This window comes from Azospira sp. MPR-LB4 (assembly GCF_058809525.1).
The window spans coordinates 1,039,751-1,056,918 of sequence record NZ_CM179521.1; the positions used below are offsets into that span (position 1 = coordinate 1,039,751).

Genomic DNA, 17,168 nt, shown 5'->3' on the forward strand with positions numbered 1-17,168 from the left:
ATTCCTTAGCTGCCTTGGTGCGCCAGGTAGCCGGCGAAGGTGCGGCCCAGGGCCGGCAGCACCTGGTTGCAGTCGCCGACGATGGCGTAGTGGGCGAAGTCGAAAATGGGGGCGTTGGGATCGTTGTTGATGGCGATGATGCAGTCCGCCCCTTCCATGCCCACCCGGTGCTGGATGGCGCCAGAAATGCCGGCGGCGATGTAAAGGGCCGGACGCACGGTCTTGCCGGTCTGGCCCACCTGGCGGTCGGCGGAGATCCAGCCGGCGTGGATGGCGGCCCGGGAGGCCCCCACTTCGCCGCCCAGGACCTTGGCCAGATCCCACACGTGCTTGAAGTTCTCCGCCTTGCCCAGCCCCTTGCCGCCGGAGACGACGATTTCGGCGTAGGGCAGCTGGGGCTTGTCGCGCTGGTCGTCGGGGATGAATTCCAGCACCTTGGTGACGATGTCGGTTTCGATCAGGCCAGCCTCGAAGTCCACGATCAGGCCGGTCCGTTCCGGTTGCGGGTCGGGCATGGGCATCACCCGGTGGCGCACCGTGGCCATCTGGGGCCGGTAGTTGAGGGTGACGATGGTGCACAGCAGGCTGCCGCCGAAGGTGGGACGGGTGGAGAGCAGGCAGCGGTCTTCCGGGTCGATGGCCAGCTCGGTGCAGTCGGCGGTGAGGCCGGTCTTCAGGGTGGTGGCGACGGAACCGGCCAGGTCCCGGCCCAGGGTGGTGGCGCCCAGCAGGAGGATCTCCGGCTTGTGGGCATTGACCAGGTCGGTCAGGGCCCGGGTGAAGGGCACGTTGCGGTACTCGGCCAGCACCGGGCTGGCAATACGGTAGCAGCGGTCGGCGCCGTAGGCGAAGGCGGCCTGGCACTGGGCTTCCAGGTCCGGCCCCGGGGCGCCCATGACCACGCCGCACAGCTCCACCCCCAGCTGGTCCGCCAGACGGCGGCCCTGGCCCATCAGCTCCCAGGAGACGGGATGCACATGGCCCCGCTCGCTCTCGACGAAGACCCAGACCCCCTTGTAGGCCAGCAGTTCTTCATCCAGCTTGATCTTGCGCTTCTTGATGGGCTTGTCGGTCTTGGCTTCACTCATGGCGCTCTCCTGCACTACGGCTAGCCCGCTTGTTGTCGCGGGTTTGATCCAATTGCTTTTTGACCTTGGGGATTTCCACCAGCACCTTGTCCAGCAGGGTCTGGGTGGCGGCTTCCGGGTTGGCGGCGTCGAACTCGATCTGCTGGGCCTTCTGGGCCCGGGGGCTGGGCACGAAGACCCGGCTGACGATGGTGGGGCTGCCTTTCAAACCCACCTTCTTGATGTCTTCGATGCCGGCGGCGTTGCGGTCCCAGACGCGGACTTCGGCCCGGGCGGCGCGGAACATGTCGGGGGCGCTGCCGAAGCGGATTTCGTTGCTGCCTTCGAGCATGGTGATGAGGGCCGGCAGGCGGGTTTCCAGCACCTGCACCCCGCCCTCGGCGCGGCGCTCGACGCGGATGCTGTTGGCAGCCTGATCCACGCTGACGATGCGGGAAACGTAGGTCAGCAGCTCGAGCTCCAGGCGCTTGGCGACGCCCGGGCCCACCTGGGCGGTGTCGCCGTCGATGGTCTGCTTGCCGGTGAACACCAAGTCCACCGGGGTCTCCTGGTGCAAGGTTTTGATGGCCGAGGCCAGCACGTAGGAGGTGGCCAGGGTGTCGGCCCCGGCGAAGAGCTTGTCGGTCACCAGCACGGCCTCGTCGCAGCCGTAGGAGAGGGCCTTGCGCAGGGCCGGCTCGGCCTGGGGCGGGCCCATGGTCAGCACCGTGACCTTGCCCCCCAGCTGGTCCTTGAGAGCCAGGGCCGCCTCGATGGCGAAGAGGTCGTAGGGGTTGATGATGGCCGGCACCCCCTGGCGCATGATGGTGTTGGTCACCGGATGGACCCGAATCTGGGCACTGTCCGGCACCTGCTTGATACAAACGACGATGTGCATGATGACGATCCGTCTAAAGTTGAAATCAGGGTAGGAAACGGTAGCCGACGCCGATTTCCGTCAGGATATGGCGCGGTTTGGCCGGGTCGGCCTCGATCTTCTGCCGCAGGTGGCCCACATAGACCCGCAGGTACTGATTGTTCTCCGCCGCCTTGCCGCCCCACACCTGGGTCAGCAGCTGGCGGTGGGTCAGCACCCGGCCCGGGTTGCCGGCCAGGGCCAGCAGCAGACGGTACTCGATCTGGGACAGGTGCAACAGTTCGCCGCCCTTCTCCACCCGGCGCCCGGCGCAGTCGATGCGCACCTCGCCGAATTCGATGAGGGGACTGCCCTCCCCCGTGGCCGCCGGCCCCCGGCGCAGCAGGGCGCGCACCCGGGCCAGCAGCTCGGGCACGCCGAAGGGCTTGGTCAGGTAGTCGTCGGCACCCGCGTCCAGGGCCGCCACCTTCTGGCTCTCCTGGGTGCGGGCGGACAGCACCAGCACCGGCGCCGCCGACCAGGCACGGAAGTCCCGCAGGAAATCCAGGCCGTCCAGGTCCGGCAGGCCCAGGTCCAGGATGAGCAGGGAGGGCTTCAGGGCGCCGGCCTGGACCATGCCGTGGCGGGCCGAACCGGCCTCGCTGACGGCGTAGCCTTCGCTCTCCAGCACGGAGACGACGAATTCCCGGATGGACCCATCGTCCTCCACCACCAGGATGGTTTCGCTGGCGTTCATAGCGTTTCGCTTTCCAGGTCTGCCAGATCCGCCAGGTCGGGCGGGGTTTCCAGGGGCAGGCGCAGGCAGAAGCAGGCGCCGCTGCCACTGCGGTTGGCGGCGCTGACGCTGCCGCCGTGGGCCTCGGCAATGGTGCGGGCAATGGCCAGCCCGAGCCCGGCCCCGGGCACGTTGGACTCGCTGCGGCCGCGGCGGAAGAGGCCGAACAGGTCCTCCTCCTGGCCCGGCGCCAGGCCTTCGCCCCGGTCGCAGACGGACAGTTCCAGCCAGCCTTCGGACTGGGCCACGCGCAGCTCGATGCTCTGTTCCGCCGGAGAATACTTGAGGGCGTTCTCGAGGAGATTCCACAGCACCCGCTCGATCAGCACCCCGTCAATATGCACCGGCGGCAGGTCCGGGGCGATGTTGATGACGATCTCCCGCCCCCCGGCGTGGGGCTCCAGCAGTCCCATGGTGGCGCCGATGACCTCCTCGATGGGTTGCCATTCCTTCTGCAACTCCACATTGCCGGAGCGCAGCCGGGCCATTTCCAGCAGGTTGCCGAGCAACTGGTTGATGGCCAGGGCCTGGTCCCGCAGGCGCAGCAGCATGGATTTCTGCTTGTCGGCACCGGCCACCTTGCCCAGGGCCAGGCCGTCGGCCATGCCCACCAGGGCCGTGAGGGGCGTGCGTAGATCGTGAGAGAGGCTGGCAAGGATGGTGCCGCGCAGGGTTTCGGCCGCCACCCGCAATTCGCTCTCGCGCACGGCGGCGGCGTACTGGGTCCGCTCCAGGGCCACGGCCACCACGGAGGCCATGGTGTCCAGGGCCTCCCGATATTCGCCGTCGTCCAGGGTGCCGCTGTCCACCTCGAAGCCGAGCAGGCCCTGCAGGTCCCGGGTGCCGGCCAGGGGCAGGAGGGCCCGGGAAATGCCCGGCGCCGGGCTGGGAATGGCCACCAGCTGGCGCCGCTCCAGACAGGCCCGTACCAGGGCCTTGGTGATGAAAGGCGGCGGCTGGTCCCAGGTGGCCGGCTCCAGCAGGCGGATGCGGCGGGCACCGAGGGCGTCGGCGAGGAAGCGGCGGCAGGTCTGGGTCACCTCCTCGGCGGTCTGGCTGCCGGCCAGGTGCTTGGCCAGTTCGTAGAGGGCCCGGGCCCGCCGGGCCCGGTCGCGGGCCAGTTCCACCTGGGTGCGCAGGGCGGCGGTGAGATGGCCCACCACCAGGGCCACCACCACCATGATCACCGCTGCCATGACGTACTGGATTTCCGTGATGGCGAGGGAGAAATGGGGCGGTACGAAGACGTAGGCGAAGGCCAGGCTGCCGGCCAGGGCGCAGGCCACGGCGGGGCCGCGGCCGAAGTGGCCGCCCACGGCCACCACCGCCAGGACGTAGAGCAGGGCCAGGTTGGAGAGGTCGATCTCAGCCCGGAACGGGGCCGCCAGCGCCGTCCCCAGGAGGACGAAGAGCATGCCCATCAGGTAGCCGGAGAAGCGCTGCAGGAGGTGCCCCATGGCCGAATCAGCAGGAAGAAGCCGGAATCATGGGCACCATGCTAGCCCGAGCCGTATAAAAGCACTGTAAAAAATGGGCGAAAAAAAGCGCGCGGCGGTTTCCCGCACGCGCGCCAACTCAACGCAAGGGTGATTCTTTGCTACAGCATGCCCAGGGTGCGGGGCAGCCACAGGGACAGGGTGGGCCAGTAGGTGACCAGGGCCAGGAAGCAGAGCATGGAGAGCAGCCACGGCCAGACGGCGATGGTCAGCTCCGTAATCCCCATCTTGGTGATGCCCGAAGCCACATAGAGGTTGAGGCCCACCGGCGGGTGGCACATGCCCACTTCCATGTTCACCACGATCAGGATGCCGAAGTGCACCGGGTCGATGCCCAGCTTGACGGCCACCGGGAACAGGATCGGCGCCATGATCAGGACGATGGAGGAAGGCTCCATGAAGTTGCCGGCCACCAGCAGCAGCACGTTCACCGCCAGGAGGAAGGCGATGGGGCCCAGGCCCTTGTCCAGCAGCCATTCAGCCAGCAGCTGGGGGATGTTCTCGTTGGTCATGAGGAAGGAGAACAGCACCGCGTTGGTGATGATGTACAGCAGCATGGCGGACATGTTGGCCGAATCCAGCAGCACCTTGGGGATCTGCTTGAGGCCCATGTCCTTGTACACGAACACCGCCACGATGAAGGCGTACACCGCGGACATGGCCGCCGCCTCGGTGGGGGTGAACATGCCGGTGTAGATGCCGCCCATGACGATGACGATCAGCATCAGGCCCCATACGGACTTGCGGAAGGCGACCCAGCGCTCGCCCCAGGAAGCCTTGGGCATGCGCGGATAGTCGAACTTCTTGGCCCGGTACCAGGTGACCATGCCCAGGGTGAAAGCCAGCAGCAGACCGGGAATCACACCGGCCATGAACAGGGCGCCCACGGAGGTGTTGGTGGCCACGGAGTACATCACCATGACGATGGAGGGCGGGATCAGGATGCCCAGGGCGCCAGAGGTGGTGATGACGCCCGCACCGAAACGGTTGGGGAAGCCTGCCCTGACCATGGCCGGCAGCAGGATGGAGCCGATGGCCACCACGGTCGCCGGGGAGGAGCCGGAGACGGCGGCGAACAGGGCGCAGGCCAGCACGCCGGCAAGGCCGAGGCCGCCGTAGAAGTGGCCCACCATGGCGCTGGCGAAGTTGATCATGCGCCGCGCCACCCCGCCGTGGGTGAGGAAGTTGCCGGCCAGGATGAAGAACGGGATCGCCATGATCTCGAACTTCTCGATGCCGGTGAAAAGCTTCAGGGCCACCGATTCGATGGGCACCTGGGTCATGGTGAAGAGGAAGGTCAGTACGGTCAGACCCAGGGAAATGGAAATGGGCATCCCCGTCAGCATCAGCGCCAGGAGGAGGCCGAAAATGATTGCGGCGTTCATGTTATTGGCCTCCGTTCTTGTCGTCGCGCTTCACACCGTGGGGCGTGTCTGGCTCCATGGGCACTTCCTTGCGGCCAGCGTCCACGTGTTCCAGTTCCTCGGCGGCCTGGATGGCCTCGCCGATGGAGTAGGTCTTCTCTTCCTGGGCCAGTTCCTCTTCCAGACCTTCCACATGGCCGTGGTCGTGGTGGGGCAGTTCGCCGGTCTTGAGGAAGGAGACGGCCACCTGCAGGAAGCGGAAGCACATCAGGTAGGAGCCCAGGGGCACGGCGGAATAGACGATCCAGGTCGGCCATTCCAGGTCCGGTGTGATGGGGCCTTCGAAGAGGTCCGGCGCTTCGATGCCGAACCAGTGGAAGAACTGGTAGTGGGCGCCGTTTTCCCAGACGAAGGTGGCACCCAGGGTGCCGACGATGCCGGTGAAGGTGGCGCCGGCGAGCAGGCCGAACAGCACGAACTTGGCGCGGTTGGCAGTCTTCAGGCGGTTGATGACCACATCGACGCCGACGTGGATGCCGGTGCGCACGCCATAGGCGGCGCCGAACTTGGCCATCCACACGAACATGATGATGCACAGTTCCTGGGCCCAGCTGAAGTTGAGGCTGAGCAGCCAGTCCTGCAGGCCAGGAATGTCGTAACCGGAAAGATAGCGATGCACCACGGACAGGAAAATGATGACCGTGGCCGCACCCATCAGGAAGGTGATGATGGCTTCTTCCAGGTGATTGAGCAGCTTATTCATGACAGAACTCCCCCTGCCCTCACAAAAACGCCCGCCCCAGTCTGAGGCGGGCGTCCTCGCGGGCAGAATGTTTTACTGGGCGGTGAAACCGGTTTCCTTGTAGATGGACTGGATCAGATCCTTGCCGATCCGGTCAGCCATCTTGGCGTGCACCGGGGTCAGTGCCTTCTTGAAGGCTTCGCGCTCTTCCTTGGTGGGCACGTAGACCTGGGTCTTGCCGCTCTTCTTCACGGATTCCAGATCCTTGTCGTTCTGTTCCTTGGCGATCTTGTTGGCGTAGGTGGTGGCGTCCTTCATCGCGGTTTCGAGCTGGCCGCGCACATCGGCGGGCAGACCGTCCCAGAACTTCTTGTTCACGATGACGGCGTAACCCAGGTAGCCGTGGTCGGTCAGGGTCAGATGCTTCTGCACTTCATGCATCTTCTGGGTGTAGAGGTTGGAGATGGGGTTCTCGGTACCGTCCACCACGCCAGTCTGCAGGGCCTGGTACACCTCGGAGAAGGCCATCACCTGGGGCAGGGCGCCCAGGGAGCGCATTTCCTCTTCCAGCACCTTGGAGGACTGGATGCGCATCTTCTTGCCCTTCAGGTCAGCCGGGGTCTTGATCGGGGTGTTGGCGGAGAAGGACTTGAAGCCGTTGTCCCAGTAGGCCAGACCCTTGATGCCCTTGGGTTCCAGCTTGGCCAGCAGGGCGGCGCCGACGGGGCCGGTGGTGACCTTGTGCAGCTCTTCGTAGTTGTCGAAGATGTAGGGCAGGTCGAAGGCTTCGAATTCACGCACGCCCAGGGGACCGAACTTGGCCAGGGAAGGTGCCAGCATCTGCACGGCGCCCAGCTGCAGGGCTTCCATTTCTTCCTTGTCCTTGTACAGCTGGCTGTTGGGGTAGACCTCGACCTTCACTTTACCCTTGGTCAGTTCGGCAGCCTTCTTGGCGAAGAAGTCGGCAGCCATGCCCTTGGGCGTATCCACGGCCACCACGTGGCTGAACTTGATGACGATGGGCTGCTGGGCCATGGCCCCGCAGGACAGGACTCCGGCCAACAGGCCGAACATGAGATGGGACATCTTCATATTTTCTCCTCCGACAAACAGTTGATTTGGTTTATGTAGACTAGCCCTCAGGCCAGCTTGGCGCAGTATCACAAACGTTATACACCGCCCACTACTGTGGATATCCACAATCCACGCGGGTTTCCGTCATTCTGCATGCTTCGCTTCCTTACGTTGCAGCCCGCTGACCGCCCCCCCATGCCCCACGATCTGCTCTCCCCGCCCCTGCTGCTGGCCTGCATCGCCCTCATCGTCGGCATCGCCGCCTTCGCCCATGGGGTCATCGGCGTCGGTTTCCCCCTCATCACCACGCCCTGCATCACCCTCCTCACCGACCTGAAGACGGCGGTGCTGATCACGGTGCTGCCCAACATCCTGCTCAACATCCTCTCCATCCTGCGCGGCGGCAACTGGCGGGACAGCCTGCTCAAGCACTGGCGCCTGGCCGCCTACGTGCTGCTGGGCAGCCTGGTGGGCACCCAGCTGCTGATCGGCCTGCCGGCCGAGCCCCTGAAGCTGGCCCTGGCCCTGATGATGCTCGTTTCCATCAACCTCAACCGCCTGAAGAAGCTGGACTGGTCCTTCCTGCGCCGCCACCGCCGCACCTCGGAAGCGGCCTTCGGCCTCATCGGCGGCATTCTCTCGGGCACCGTCAATGTCTCGGTGCCGCCCCTGGCCATCTACTTCATCGGCCTGGACCTTTCCCCCGTGGCCACGGTGCAGCTGTTCAACCTCTGCTTCATCGTCGGCAAGCTGACCCAGGCCGGGACCCTGGCCGCCCACGGCGAATTCACCGCCGCCATCCTGTGGCAAAGCGCCGGTCTCACCGTGCTGGCCGTGGCCTGCCTCATTCCCGGCATGCGCATCCAGTCCCGCATGGACGCCTCCACCTACCGGCGCTGGCTCAACCACACCCTGCTGCTGATGGCCGTCCTCATGCTGGTCCAGGTCGGCCTGGCCTGGGCCCGCTAGGCATCCCCAGGACCCGGTCAGCACGCCGGCCGGGGCTCCGCTAGAATGGCGTGCAGCCAGGGGCGCCCATTTCCAGGGGCACCCCTCGCCCAAGCGCATCCAGGGCCGACCGCCGGCAATGCCGGCTCCCCATGCCCGCCCCATGCGCCGTTCAGACCCGTGCCCTCCCCTCACTTGGTGCCCCGGTATGCAACTACGATTCGCCTCCGTCCTGCTGCTGTTCCTCGCCGGCTGTACCGCCCTGGTGCGCCACGACCTGGATCAACGCTTCGGCCCCGCCGATGGGGGCCGCTACGACGCGCCCCGGCCCGGCGCCATCTCCTTCCAGCAGCAGGTGCGGCCCATCCTGGACAGCCGCTGCGTCGTCTGCCACTCCTGCTACGACGCCCCCTGCCAGATCAAGCTGGGCTCCTGGGAAGGCGTGGCCCGGGGCGGCAGCAAGATCGAGGTCTATAACGGCACCCGCCTGCGGGAGGAGTCGCCTACCCGCCTCTTCATCGACGCCGAGAAAGCCTCCCAGTGGCGCGACAAGGGCTTCCACCCGATCCTCAACGAGCGGGGCGACACTCCTGCCGCCGCTCTCCAGGCCAGCCTCCTGGCCCGGGCCCTGGACCTCAAGGCGGCCCATCCTCTGGTGCCCGACCAGCCGGTGGGCGGAGACATCGACTTTTCCCTGGCGCGCCAGCAGTCCTGCCCGGCCATCGAGGAGTACGACGCCCTGGAACGGCGCAATCCGGGCTGGGGCATGCCCTTCGGCCTACCGGCCCTGGCGCCGGCGGAAGTGGCCCTGCTGAAGAAATGGCTGCAGCAGGGCGCCCCCGCCGAAGGCCCCCAGCCCCTGACGCCAGCCCTCCAGGCCCAGGTGGATGCCTGGGAGCGCTTCCTCAACGGCGCCGACCTGAAGAGCCGGCTCATGGCCCGCTATCTCTACGAGCACCTGTTCCTGGCCAACCTCTACTTCGAGGGCGCAGCCGAAGGTAGTGACGGCCCCCGTTACTTCCGCCTGGTGCGCTCCCGCAGCGCCCCGGGGGAAAAAGTGGAGGAAATCGCCACGCGGCGCCCCTTCGACGATCCGGAGGTGGAACACTTCCACTACCGCCTGCGCCCGGTGGAAGAGACCATCGTCGCCAAGAACCACATGCCCTACGCCCTCGGCCCGGGGCGCATGGCCCGCTGGCGCGAACTGTTCCTGCAGCCCGCCTACCGGGTGGAGCGCCTGCCGGGCTACGCGCCGGAAGTGGCGGCCAATCCCTTCCTCGCCTTCCGCGACATCCCGGTCCGTGCCCGCTACCAGTTCCTCCTGGACGAGGCCCAGTTCACCGTGATGGGCTTCATCAAGGGCCCGGTGTGCCGGGGCCAGACGGCCCTCAACGTCATCGACGACCATTTCTGGGTCTTCTTCCAGAACCCAGACAGCGTCTCCGAATCCGACGAAGCCTTTCTCCTGCGGGAAAGCCGCAACCTCAGCCTGCCGGCGGAAAAGGGCAGCGAGACGCCGATCCTCACCCCCTGGATGCGCTACAGCGCCCAGGAGACCCGCTACCTCCAGGCCAAGTCCCGCTACTACGAGCAGCGCTTCGACAGCCCGGCCAAGGTCAATCTCAACCTGATCTGGGACGGCGGCGGCCGCAACGACAACGCCGCCCTCACCATCTACCGCCACTTCGACAGCGCCACGGTGCTGAAGGGGCTGGTGGGCGAAAAGCCCAAGACCGCCTGGGTCCTCAGCTACCCCCTGCTGGAACGCATCCACTACCTGCTGGTGGCGGGCTACGACGTCTTCGGCAATATCGGCCACCAGCTGACGACGCGGCTGTACATGGATTTCCTGCGCATGGAGGGGGAATCCCAGTTCCTCATGCTGCTGCCCCGGGAGGCCCGCATCCAGGTGCGGGACCACTGGTACCGGGACGTCAATGGCGACACCCGGGAACGGGTCTACGGCAGCATCGCCCGCTTCGACCAGGAAAGCGGCATCGCCTACCGGGAGCGGGAGCAGCCCGAACGGGAACTGCTGCAGCGCCTGCAGCAACGCTTGCAGCCGGTGCTGCCGCGGCAGCACCTTCTCGACACCCTGCCCGACACGGCCCTGCAGGCCGATCTGCAGGATCTGGCCCGGGTCGCCGGCAAGGCCCTGGCCTGGCTGCCGGAAAGCAGCCTGCTGTTGCTGGAGGAAGCGGGACGCCCGACCCGGATCTTCACCCTGCTGCGCAACACGGGCCACCGCAACGTCACCTACGTGCTCATCGAAAAGCTGGCCATCGCCCCGGAAGAACACAGCCTGGACGTGCTGCCCGGCATCGCCACCGCCTATCCCAACGCTTTCTACCGGGTGCCCCGCGCCAGCCTGGGTGCCTTCGCCCGGGACCTGGCGGCCCTGGCCTCGGAACGGGACTACACCCGCTTCATGGACGCCTACGGCCTGCGCCGCAGCAGCCCGGCCTTCTGGGCCCTGAGCGACTACGTCAATGGGGAATACCGGCGCCAGGCCCCCGTCGAGGCCGGCTGGCTGGACTACAACCGGCTGGAGAACCGCTGATCCAGGCCCTCAGCAGGGAGGACAGAAAAGGAAAAAGCCGCCCGGGGGCGGCTTTTTGATTGGCGGCTACCTGGAGGGTCAGGCGGCCTTGCCCACCGGGCGGACCAGATCGGCCGGATGCAGCACGGCGTCGGACACGGCTTCGGGCTCGTCGGCCTCTTCCACCGTTTCGCCGTTCAGCACCCGGGTCATGCGGTCGGTGTTGAGGGCGTTTTCCCACTTGGAGACGACGATAGTGGCGACGCCGTTGCCGATCAGGTTGGTGATGGCGCGGGCTTCGGACATGAAGCGGTCCACCCCCAGCAGCAGGGCCAGACCTTCCACCGGCAGCTTGCCGCCCAGGGTGGCCAGGGTGGCCGCCAGGGTGATGAAGCCGCCACCGGTCACGGCCGCCGCGCCCTTGGAGGTCAGCAGCAGCACGCCGAGGATGGTCAGCTGCTCGGTCAGGGTCAGGGGCACGTTGAGGGCCTGGGCGATGAAGATGGCCGCCATGGTCAGGTAGATGGAGGTGCCGTCCAGGTTGAAGGAGTAGCCGGTGGGAATGACCATGCCGACCACGGGCTTGTGGCAGCCCAGGTTTTCCAGCTTGGTCATCATGCGCGGCAGGGCGGACTCGGAGGAGGAGGTGCCGAGCACGATGAGCAGCTCTTCCTTGATGTAGGCCAGGAACTTGAGCAGGGAGAAGCCGGTGAACTTGGCGATCAGGCCCAGCACCACGAAGACGAACAGGGCGCAGGTGATGTACACATTGGCCATGAGGAAGCCCAGCTGCTTCAGGGAGCCGATGCCGTACTTGCCGATGGTGAAGGCCATGGCACCGAAGGCGCCGATGGGGGCGAAGTGCATGATCATGCCGATGACGCCGAAGAGGCCGTGGGAGAACTCGTCGAGAATCTTCACCAGGGGCTTGGCCTTGTCGCCCAGGCGGGACAGGGCCAGGCCGAAGAGCACGGAGAACAGCAGCACCTGCAGGATTTCACCCTTGGCGAAGGCATCCACCACGCTGTTGGGGATGATGTTCATGAGGAAATCGGTGGTGCTCTGGTTGTGGGCCGCCGCGGCGTAGTTGGCGATGGCCTTGGTATCCAGGGTGGCCGGATCCACGTTCATGCCGGCGCCCGGCTGCAGGATGTTCACCACGATCAGGCCGATGGCCAGGGCCACGGTGGACACCACTTCAAAGTAGATCAGGGCCTTCAGGCCGACCCGGCCCACTTCCTTCATGTCGCCCATCTTGGCGATGCCGACCACCACGGTGGCGAAGATGATCGGGGCGATCATCATCTTGATCAGCTTGATGAAGGCGTCGCCCAGGGGCTTCATGGTGGCGCCCGTTTCCGGGAAGAAGGCGCCGAGGGCAACCCCCAGGGCAATGGCGAACAGCACCTGCACATACAGGCGCTTGTAGAAAGGCTTGTGAGACATGGTCACTCCTGCTGATTGAGATGGCTCCCGGGGTTTCCGTACGGACCCCGATGTAGTTATGGGGGCGCATTCTCTGCCCCTGAAGCCGGGGTCGCCATTGTGGTTATCCGTTAGCTGCAGCGCAGCATGAAGCCGCGGAGAGGCAAACGGGACGCACCTCCTGGGGTACTATTGCGCTTTATGAAACGACTTTCCGTTCCTTCCTCGGGCAGCGTCCTGCAATGGCCCCGCTGGACCCTGCTGATGCCCAAGCTGGCGGTGGGGCTGCTGGTCATTTCCCTGGTCAGCCTGCTGTGGCTCCTGCACCGCAACGAGGTGGAGGAGCAACGGGCCACCCTCATCGCCGACATCCTCTGGCTGGAACAGAATTTCCGCTTCCACATGTCGGGCAACGAGGACCAGCTCAACCGCACCGGCCTCGACATGGGCAGCGCCGCCAAGGGCGGCACGCCGGCGACGGTGTTCCAGGTGCAGGCCCAGCACATCGTCAAGAACAACCCGGAAGTGGAACAGGTGATCTGGCTCGACGCCGGCGGCAACCTGGTCCAGGCCTATCCCAACCGCATCCCCGACCGGCAGGAGCTGGACATCTTCGGCGGCCCCATCACCCGGGACGCCTTCGACTTCGCCCGCAAGCTGGGCAAGGCCACCTACACCGACCCCTACCGGGCCGCCGGCGGCAACAGCCAGATCGACCTCTTCGTGCCCATCTACCGCCAGGGCGATTTCGCCGGCATGCTGGTGATGGTCTATTCCCTCAAGTCCATGCTCAACCACCTGGTGCCCTGGTGGTTTGCCGAGAAATACCAGCTGCGCATCCTGGACGACGGCGGTGCGGTGCTGGCCAGCAAGTCCAACATCCAGGGCGAGCCCGGGCTGGCCTACGAACTTCCCTTCGACCCGCCGGGCCACGGCCTCATGCTGCAGGGCATCGCCTACCGCAACGCCGGCAACCCGGCCCAGCTGGTCCTGGCCGGCGCCATCGTGGTCCTGGCCATCGGCGTCTTCTGGAGCCTCTTCGCCATCCGCGGCCTGATCAAGAAGCGCCTGGCGGCGGAACAGGCCCTGCGCGACGAGCATGCCTTCCGCCAGGCCATGGAGGACTCCATGATCATCGGCATGCGGGCCCGGGACATGGACGGCCGCATCACCTACGTGAACCCGGCCTTCTGCCGCATGAGCGGCTACCGGGCCGACGAACTGGTGGGCCACAGCCCGCCCCTGCCCTACTGGAACCCGGACAGCCTGGACACCCACGAGGAGCAGAACGCCCTGGTGCTCACCGGCCACGCCCCCAACGAGGGCTTCGAGGCCAGCATCCGCCACCGGGACGGCCACATCGTGCACACCATGGTGTACGCCACGCCCCTGATCGACGCCCACGGCAAGCAGACCGGCTGGATCAGTTCGGTGGTGGACATCTCGGAGCGGAAGAAGGCCCAGGCCCTGCAGCGGCAGCAGCAGGAGAAACTGGAACAGACGGCGCGCCTGGTGACCATGGGGGAAATGGCCTCCACCCTGGCCCACGAACTAAACCAGCCCCTCTCCGCCATCGCCAGCTACACCACCGGCTGCCTCAACCGCCTGGAGGCGGGGGACTACACCCGGGAGGAAATCTCCGGCGCCCTCAACAAGCTGGCCCTGCAGGCCCAGCGGGCCGGCCGCATCATCCGCCGGGTGCACGACTTCGTGCGGCGGCGGGAGCCCCAGCGGGTCATCTGCCACCTGGAAGAGGTGATCGAGGACAGCATCGCCTTCATTGAGCCCCTGGCGCGCAAGCAGCAGGTGCACATGCTGCGCCTGGTGCCGGCCCATCTGCCCAAGCTGCTGGCCGACCCGGTGCTGCTGGGCCAGGTGCTGATCAACCTGATGCGCAACGGCATCGACGCCATGGCCGCCACCCCGCCGGAGCGGCGCCAGCTCATCGTCGAGGCCCAGCTGCTGGGCGACCAGGTGGAAGTGTGCATCGCCGACCGGGGCTGCGGCATTCCCCCGGAAGTGGCGGAAAAGCTTTTTTCTCCCTTCTTCACCACCAAGACGGAAGGCATGGGCATGGGCCTCAACATCTGCCGTTCCGTCATAGAATTCCACGGCGGCCGCCTCTGGTTCGAACCGGGGGCCGAAGGCGGCACCGTATTCATCTTCACCCTGCCCCTCGACTGGGAGTAAGCCGTGAGCCCCAAAGCCCACATCATCGACGACGACGAAGCCATCCGTGACGCCCTTTCCTGGCTGCTGCAGTCCCGCGGCGTCGCCAGCGCCACCTGGCCCAGCGCCGAAGCCTTCCTGGAGGCCTGGAACGCCTCCGGCGAAAGCCTGCAGGGCTGCCTGCTGCTGGACATCCGCATGGACGGCATGAGCGGCCTGGAACTGTTCGAGCACCTGCAGGGCAAGGGCCTCAAGCTGCCGGTGATCTTCCTCACCGGCCACGGCGACGTGCCCATGGCCGTCTCCTCCCTGAAGAAGGGCGCCTTCGATTTCGTCGAAAAGCCCTTCAACGACAACGAACTGGTGAACCGGGTCATCGAGGCCATGGATGCGGACGCCCGCAACCAGGAAAAGCAGGCCATCAGCGCCTCCGTCCAATCCCGCCTGGACACCCTCACCACCCGGGAGCGGCAGATCATGGAACTGATCCTGGTGGGCAAGTTCAATAAGGTCATCGCCGACGAACTGCAGATCAGCATGCGCACGGTGGAAGTGCACCGGGCCCACCTGTTTGAGAAGATGGGCGTGCGCACCGCCGTGGAACTGGCCCAACTGCTCAAACCCTGAGGGATTCCGTCATGAAACCGCCCGCTCCCGCCGCCCCCTCCCCCAATGGACAGGCCGGCCTGGTGGCCGGGCTCTACGGCCTTCTGGCGGCCCTCTGGATCGCCCTCTCGGACCGGCTGGCGGCCCTGGTGGCGGGCGACACGGCCCAGCTGACCCTGATCCAGAACTACAAGGGCTGGGCCTTCGTCGCCATCACCTGCACCCTCCTCTTCTTTCTCGTGCGCCGTTCCCTGTCCCGGCTCCAGGGCTCCTACCGGGCCCTGGCGGAAAGCGAGGCCCTCTACGAATCCCTGGTCCAGGTCATGCCCCAGTGCCTCTACCGCATGGACCGGGAAAGCCGCATCACCTTCGCCAACCGGGCCCTGGAACGCCACCTGGGCAAGCCCCGGGAAGCCATCCTGGGCCATTCGCCGCGGGAGGTGTATCCGGCGGATCTGGCGGCCAAGTACCGCCAGGACGACCTGCGGGTGCTGCAGGGCGAGACCCTCAACCTGATCGAGGAAATGGTTTCCCTCGATAGCGAGCAGCGCAAGCGCTACATCGAGATCGTCAAGACGCCCACCTACGCCCCCGACGGCAGCATAAACGGCATCCAGGGAATTTTCTGGGACATCACGGCACGCAAGAGCGCCGAGGAACAGATCGAATACCTGGCCCACCACGATCCCCTCACCGACCTGCCCAACCGGGTGCTGCTGCGCGACCGCTTCCTCCAGGCCCAGGGCCAGGCGGCTCGCAGCGCCAACCGGGTGGCCATCCTGTTCCTCGACCTGGACCACTTCAAGCTGGTGAACGACACCCTGGGCCACCCCATCGGCGACCGCCTGCTGCAGGCCGTGGCCGAGCGCCTGCGCCGCGGCGTGCGGGAGACGGACACCATCAGCCGCCAGGGCGGCGACGAGTTCGTCATCGTCCTGCCCGAACTGGCGGACCCGGAAAGCGCCGGCAGCATCGCCGGCAAGCTGATGGAGCAGATGCACGAGCCGGTGCGGGTGAACGGCCACCGCCTCAACGTCACCTTTTCCCTGGGCATCGCCCTCTACCCGGACGACGGCGAGGATTTCGACACCCTGATGAAGAAGGCCGACACGGCCATGTACTCGGCCAAGGAGGCGGGACGCAACACCCTGCGCTTCTTCACCGCCGCCATGAACGTCGAGGCCGCCGCCCGCCTCAAGCTGCAGAACCGCCTGCAGCGGGCCCTGGAGAAGGAGGAACTGGTGCTGTACTACCAGCCCCAGTTCGACCTGGCCAGCGGCCGCATCCTCGGCGCCGAGGCCCTGCTGCGCTGGCGGGACCCGGAGCGGGGCCTGGTGCCCCCCGGGGAATTCATTCCGGTGGCCGAGGACACGGGCCTCATCGGCCCCATCGGCGAATGGGTCATCGGCGAAGCCTGCCGCGAGCTGCGGCGCTGGCACGAGGCCGGGGCCACGGACCTGACCATGGCGGTCAACCTGTCGCCGGTGCAGTTCCGCCGCAGCCGCCTGGTGGAAATCGCCGCCCGGGCCCTGCAGGAAAACCGCCTGCCGGCCGAGTGCCTGGAATTCGAGCTGACCGAGTCCCTGCTGATCCGGGAGGACGCGGCCATCCTGGAAACCCTCACCGCCCTCAAGGGCCTGGGGGTGAAGCTGTCCATCGACGATTTCGGCACCGGCTACTCCAGCCTGGCCTACCTGAAGCGTTTCAACGTGGACAAGCTGAAGATCGACCAGAGCTTCATCCGCGAGCTGTGCAGCAATCCGGACGACGAAGCCATCGTCAGCGCCGTCATCACCATGGCCCGCCAGCTGCGTCTGCGCACGGTCGCCGAGGGGGTGGAAAACGCCGAGCAGGCCACCATGCTGCGCCGCTTCGACTGCGACGAGGTGCAGGGCTTCCTCTTCGGCCGTCCCATGCCCGCCGCCGACTTCCAGGCCCTCCTGGGCCACCGCTGAACACCTTGCGGGGCCGCCCCGGCCTCCAAGCCCCCACCGCACCGCGCCGCGTCCTGGCGGCCCCGGTCGGCCACCTCACAGGCGCCTTGGTGTTCTGAAGCCGAAGAATCGCGCTGCGACGAAATGTCGCC

At 66.4% G+C, this 17,168-nt stretch carries 13 protein-coding genes; 5 read left to right on the top strand and 8 right to left on the bottom strand.

Going from position 1 to position 17,168, the window contains the following annotated elements:
* Positions 1 to 5: 5 nt before the first annotated feature.
* From AC3QLZ_RS04735 to AC3QLZ_RS04765, 7 genes are all read right to left on the bottom strand, one after another.
* A complete protein-coding gene (locus AC3QLZ_RS04735; protein WP_152088907.1) occupies positions 6 to 1,088 on the bottom strand; it encodes an electron transfer flavoprotein subunit alpha/FixB family protein in 1,083 nt (360 codons plus the stop codon).
* Entirely contained in the window at positions 1,081 to 1,965 is an 885-nt protein-coding gene (locus tag AC3QLZ_RS04740) for an electron transfer flavoprotein subunit beta/FixA family protein (protein WP_492783416.1), read from the bottom strand. The genes AC3QLZ_RS04735 and AC3QLZ_RS04740 overlap by 8 nt, the downstream gene beginning before the upstream one ends.
* Before the next feature lie 25 nt (positions 1,966 to 1,990).
* Positions 1,991 to 2,680 (bottom strand): response regulator, encoded by a 690-nt coding sequence (locus AC3QLZ_RS04745; protein ID WP_014238163.1) that lies wholly within the window; start codon positions 2,678 to 2,680, stop codon positions 1,991 to 1,993.
* A complete protein-coding gene (locus AC3QLZ_RS04750) occupies positions 2,677 to 4,176 on the bottom strand; it encodes an ATP-binding protein (RefSeq protein ID WP_492783417.1) in 1,500 nt (499 codons plus the stop codon). The genes AC3QLZ_RS04745 and AC3QLZ_RS04750 overlap by 4 nt, the downstream gene beginning before the upstream one ends.
* A 140-nt stretch (positions 4,177 to 4,316) precedes the next feature.
* A complete protein-coding gene (locus AC3QLZ_RS04755; RefSeq protein ID WP_492783418.1) occupies positions 4,317 to 5,600 on the bottom strand; it encodes a TRAP transporter large permease in 1,284 nt (427 codons plus the stop codon).
* 1 nt (position 5,601) lies between these two features.
* A complete protein-coding gene (locus tag AC3QLZ_RS04760) occupies positions 5,602 to 6,342 on the bottom strand; it encodes a TRAP transporter small permease (RefSeq protein WP_152088904.1) in 741 nt (246 codons plus the stop codon).
* A gap of 72 nt (positions 6,343 to 6,414) precedes the next feature.
* A complete protein-coding gene (locus AC3QLZ_RS04765; protein ID WP_014238167.1) occupies positions 6,415 to 7,413 on the bottom strand; it encodes a TRAP transporter substrate-binding protein in 999 nt (332 codons plus the stop codon).
* Between the two features lie 177 nt (positions 7,414 to 7,590).
* On the opposite strand from AC3QLZ_RS04765, the gene AC3QLZ_RS04770 reads away from it, so the two are divergent.
* Together AC3QLZ_RS04770 and AC3QLZ_RS04775 are read left to right on the top strand one after the other, a co-directional pair.
* Positions 7,591 to 8,364: a sulfite exporter TauE/SafE family protein gene (locus tag AC3QLZ_RS04770; RefSeq protein ID WP_172974668.1), complete on the top strand. Its 774-nt coding sequence runs from the start codon at positions 7,591 to 7,593 to the stop codon at positions 8,362 to 8,364.
* 187 nt (positions 8,365 to 8,551) lie between these two features.
* On the top strand, positions 8,552 to 10,903 hold the full coding sequence (locus tag AC3QLZ_RS04775; RefSeq protein WP_492783419.1) for a fatty acid cis/trans isomerase: 2,352 nt from the start codon (positions 8,552 to 8,554) through the stop codon (positions 10,901 to 10,903).
* Positions 10,904 to 10,981: 78 nt separating this feature from the next.
* On the opposite strand, the gene AC3QLZ_RS04780 is transcribed toward AC3QLZ_RS04775, so the two are convergent.
* Positions 10,982 to 12,328, bottom strand: a complete 1,347-nt coding sequence (locus AC3QLZ_RS04780) for a dicarboxylate/amino acid:cation symporter (RefSeq protein ID WP_152088901.1) — start codon at positions 12,326 to 12,328, stop codon at positions 10,982 to 10,984.
* 180 nt (positions 12,329 to 12,508) lie between these two features.
* On the opposite strand from AC3QLZ_RS04780, the gene AC3QLZ_RS04785 reads away from it, so the two are divergent.
* From AC3QLZ_RS04785 to AC3QLZ_RS04795, 3 genes are read left to right on the top strand one after another with little or no spacing between them, the layout of a single operon-like run.
* On the top strand, positions 12,509 to 14,497 hold the full coding sequence (locus tag AC3QLZ_RS04785; RefSeq protein ID WP_152088900.1) for an ATP-binding protein: 1,989 nt from the start codon (positions 12,509 to 12,511) through the stop codon (positions 14,495 to 14,497).
* A 3-nt stretch (positions 14,498 to 14,500) separates the two neighbouring features.
* Positions 14,501 to 15,103, top strand: a complete 603-nt coding sequence (locus tag AC3QLZ_RS04790) for a response regulator transcription factor (protein ID WP_014238172.1) — start codon at positions 14,501 to 14,503, stop codon at positions 15,101 to 15,103.
* A gap of 11 nt (positions 15,104 to 15,114) precedes the next feature.
* The gene (locus tag AC3QLZ_RS04795; RefSeq protein ID WP_130458820.1) at positions 15,115 to 17,037 is read left to right on the top strand and encodes a putative bifunctional diguanylate cyclase/phosphodiesterase; all 1,923 of its coding nucleotides are present in this window, start codon (positions 15,115 to 15,117) and stop codon (positions 17,035 to 17,037) included.
* Positions 17,038 to 17,168 lie beyond the last annotated feature (131 nt).

Bases quoted from the DNA above. Each gene is read 5' to 3' on its own strand.
- AC3QLZ_RS04735 (WP_152088907.1), bottom strand. From the start codon at position 1,088: ATGAGTGAAGCCAAGACCGACAAGCCCATCAAGAAGCGCAAGATCAAG.
- AC3QLZ_RS04740 (WP_492783416.1), bottom strand. From the start codon at position 1,965: ATGCACATCGTCGTTTGTATCAAGCAGGTGCCGGACAGTGCCCAGATT.
- AC3QLZ_RS04745 (WP_014238163.1), bottom strand. From the start codon at position 2,680: ATGAACGCCAGCGAAACCATCCTGGTGGTGGAGGACGATGGGTCCATC.
- AC3QLZ_RS04750 (WP_492783417.1), bottom strand. From the start codon at position 4,176: ATGGGGCACCTCCTGCAGCGCTTCTCCGGCTACCTGATGGGCATGCTC.
- AC3QLZ_RS04755 (WP_492783418.1), bottom strand. From the start codon at position 5,600: ATGAACGCCGCAATCATTTTCGGCCTCCTCCTGGCGCTGATGCTGACG.
- AC3QLZ_RS04760 (WP_152088904.1), bottom strand. From the start codon at position 6,342: ATGAATAAGCTGCTCAATCACCTGGAAGAAGCCATCATCACCTTCCTG.
- AC3QLZ_RS04765 (WP_014238167.1), bottom strand. From the start codon at position 7,413: ATGAAGATGTCCCATCTCATGTTCGGCCTGTTGGCCGGAGTCCTGTCC.
- AC3QLZ_RS04770 (WP_172974668.1), top strand. From the start codon at position 7,591: ATGCCCCACGATCTGCTCTCCCCGCCCCTGCTGCTGGCCTGCATCGCC.
- AC3QLZ_RS04775 (WP_492783419.1), top strand. From the start codon at position 8,552: ATGCAACTACGATTCGCCTCCGTCCTGCTGCTGTTCCTCGCCGGCTGT.
- AC3QLZ_RS04780 (WP_152088901.1), bottom strand. From the start codon at position 12,328: ATGTCTCACAAGCCTTTCTACAAGCGCCTGTATGTGCAGGTGCTGTTC.
- AC3QLZ_RS04785 (WP_152088900.1), top strand. From the start codon at position 12,509: ATGAAACGACTTTCCGTTCCTTCCTCGGGCAGCGTCCTGCAATGGCCC.
- AC3QLZ_RS04795 (WP_130458820.1), top strand. From the start codon at position 15,115: ATGAAACCGCCCGCTCCCGCCGCCCCCTCCCCCAATGGACAGGCCGGC.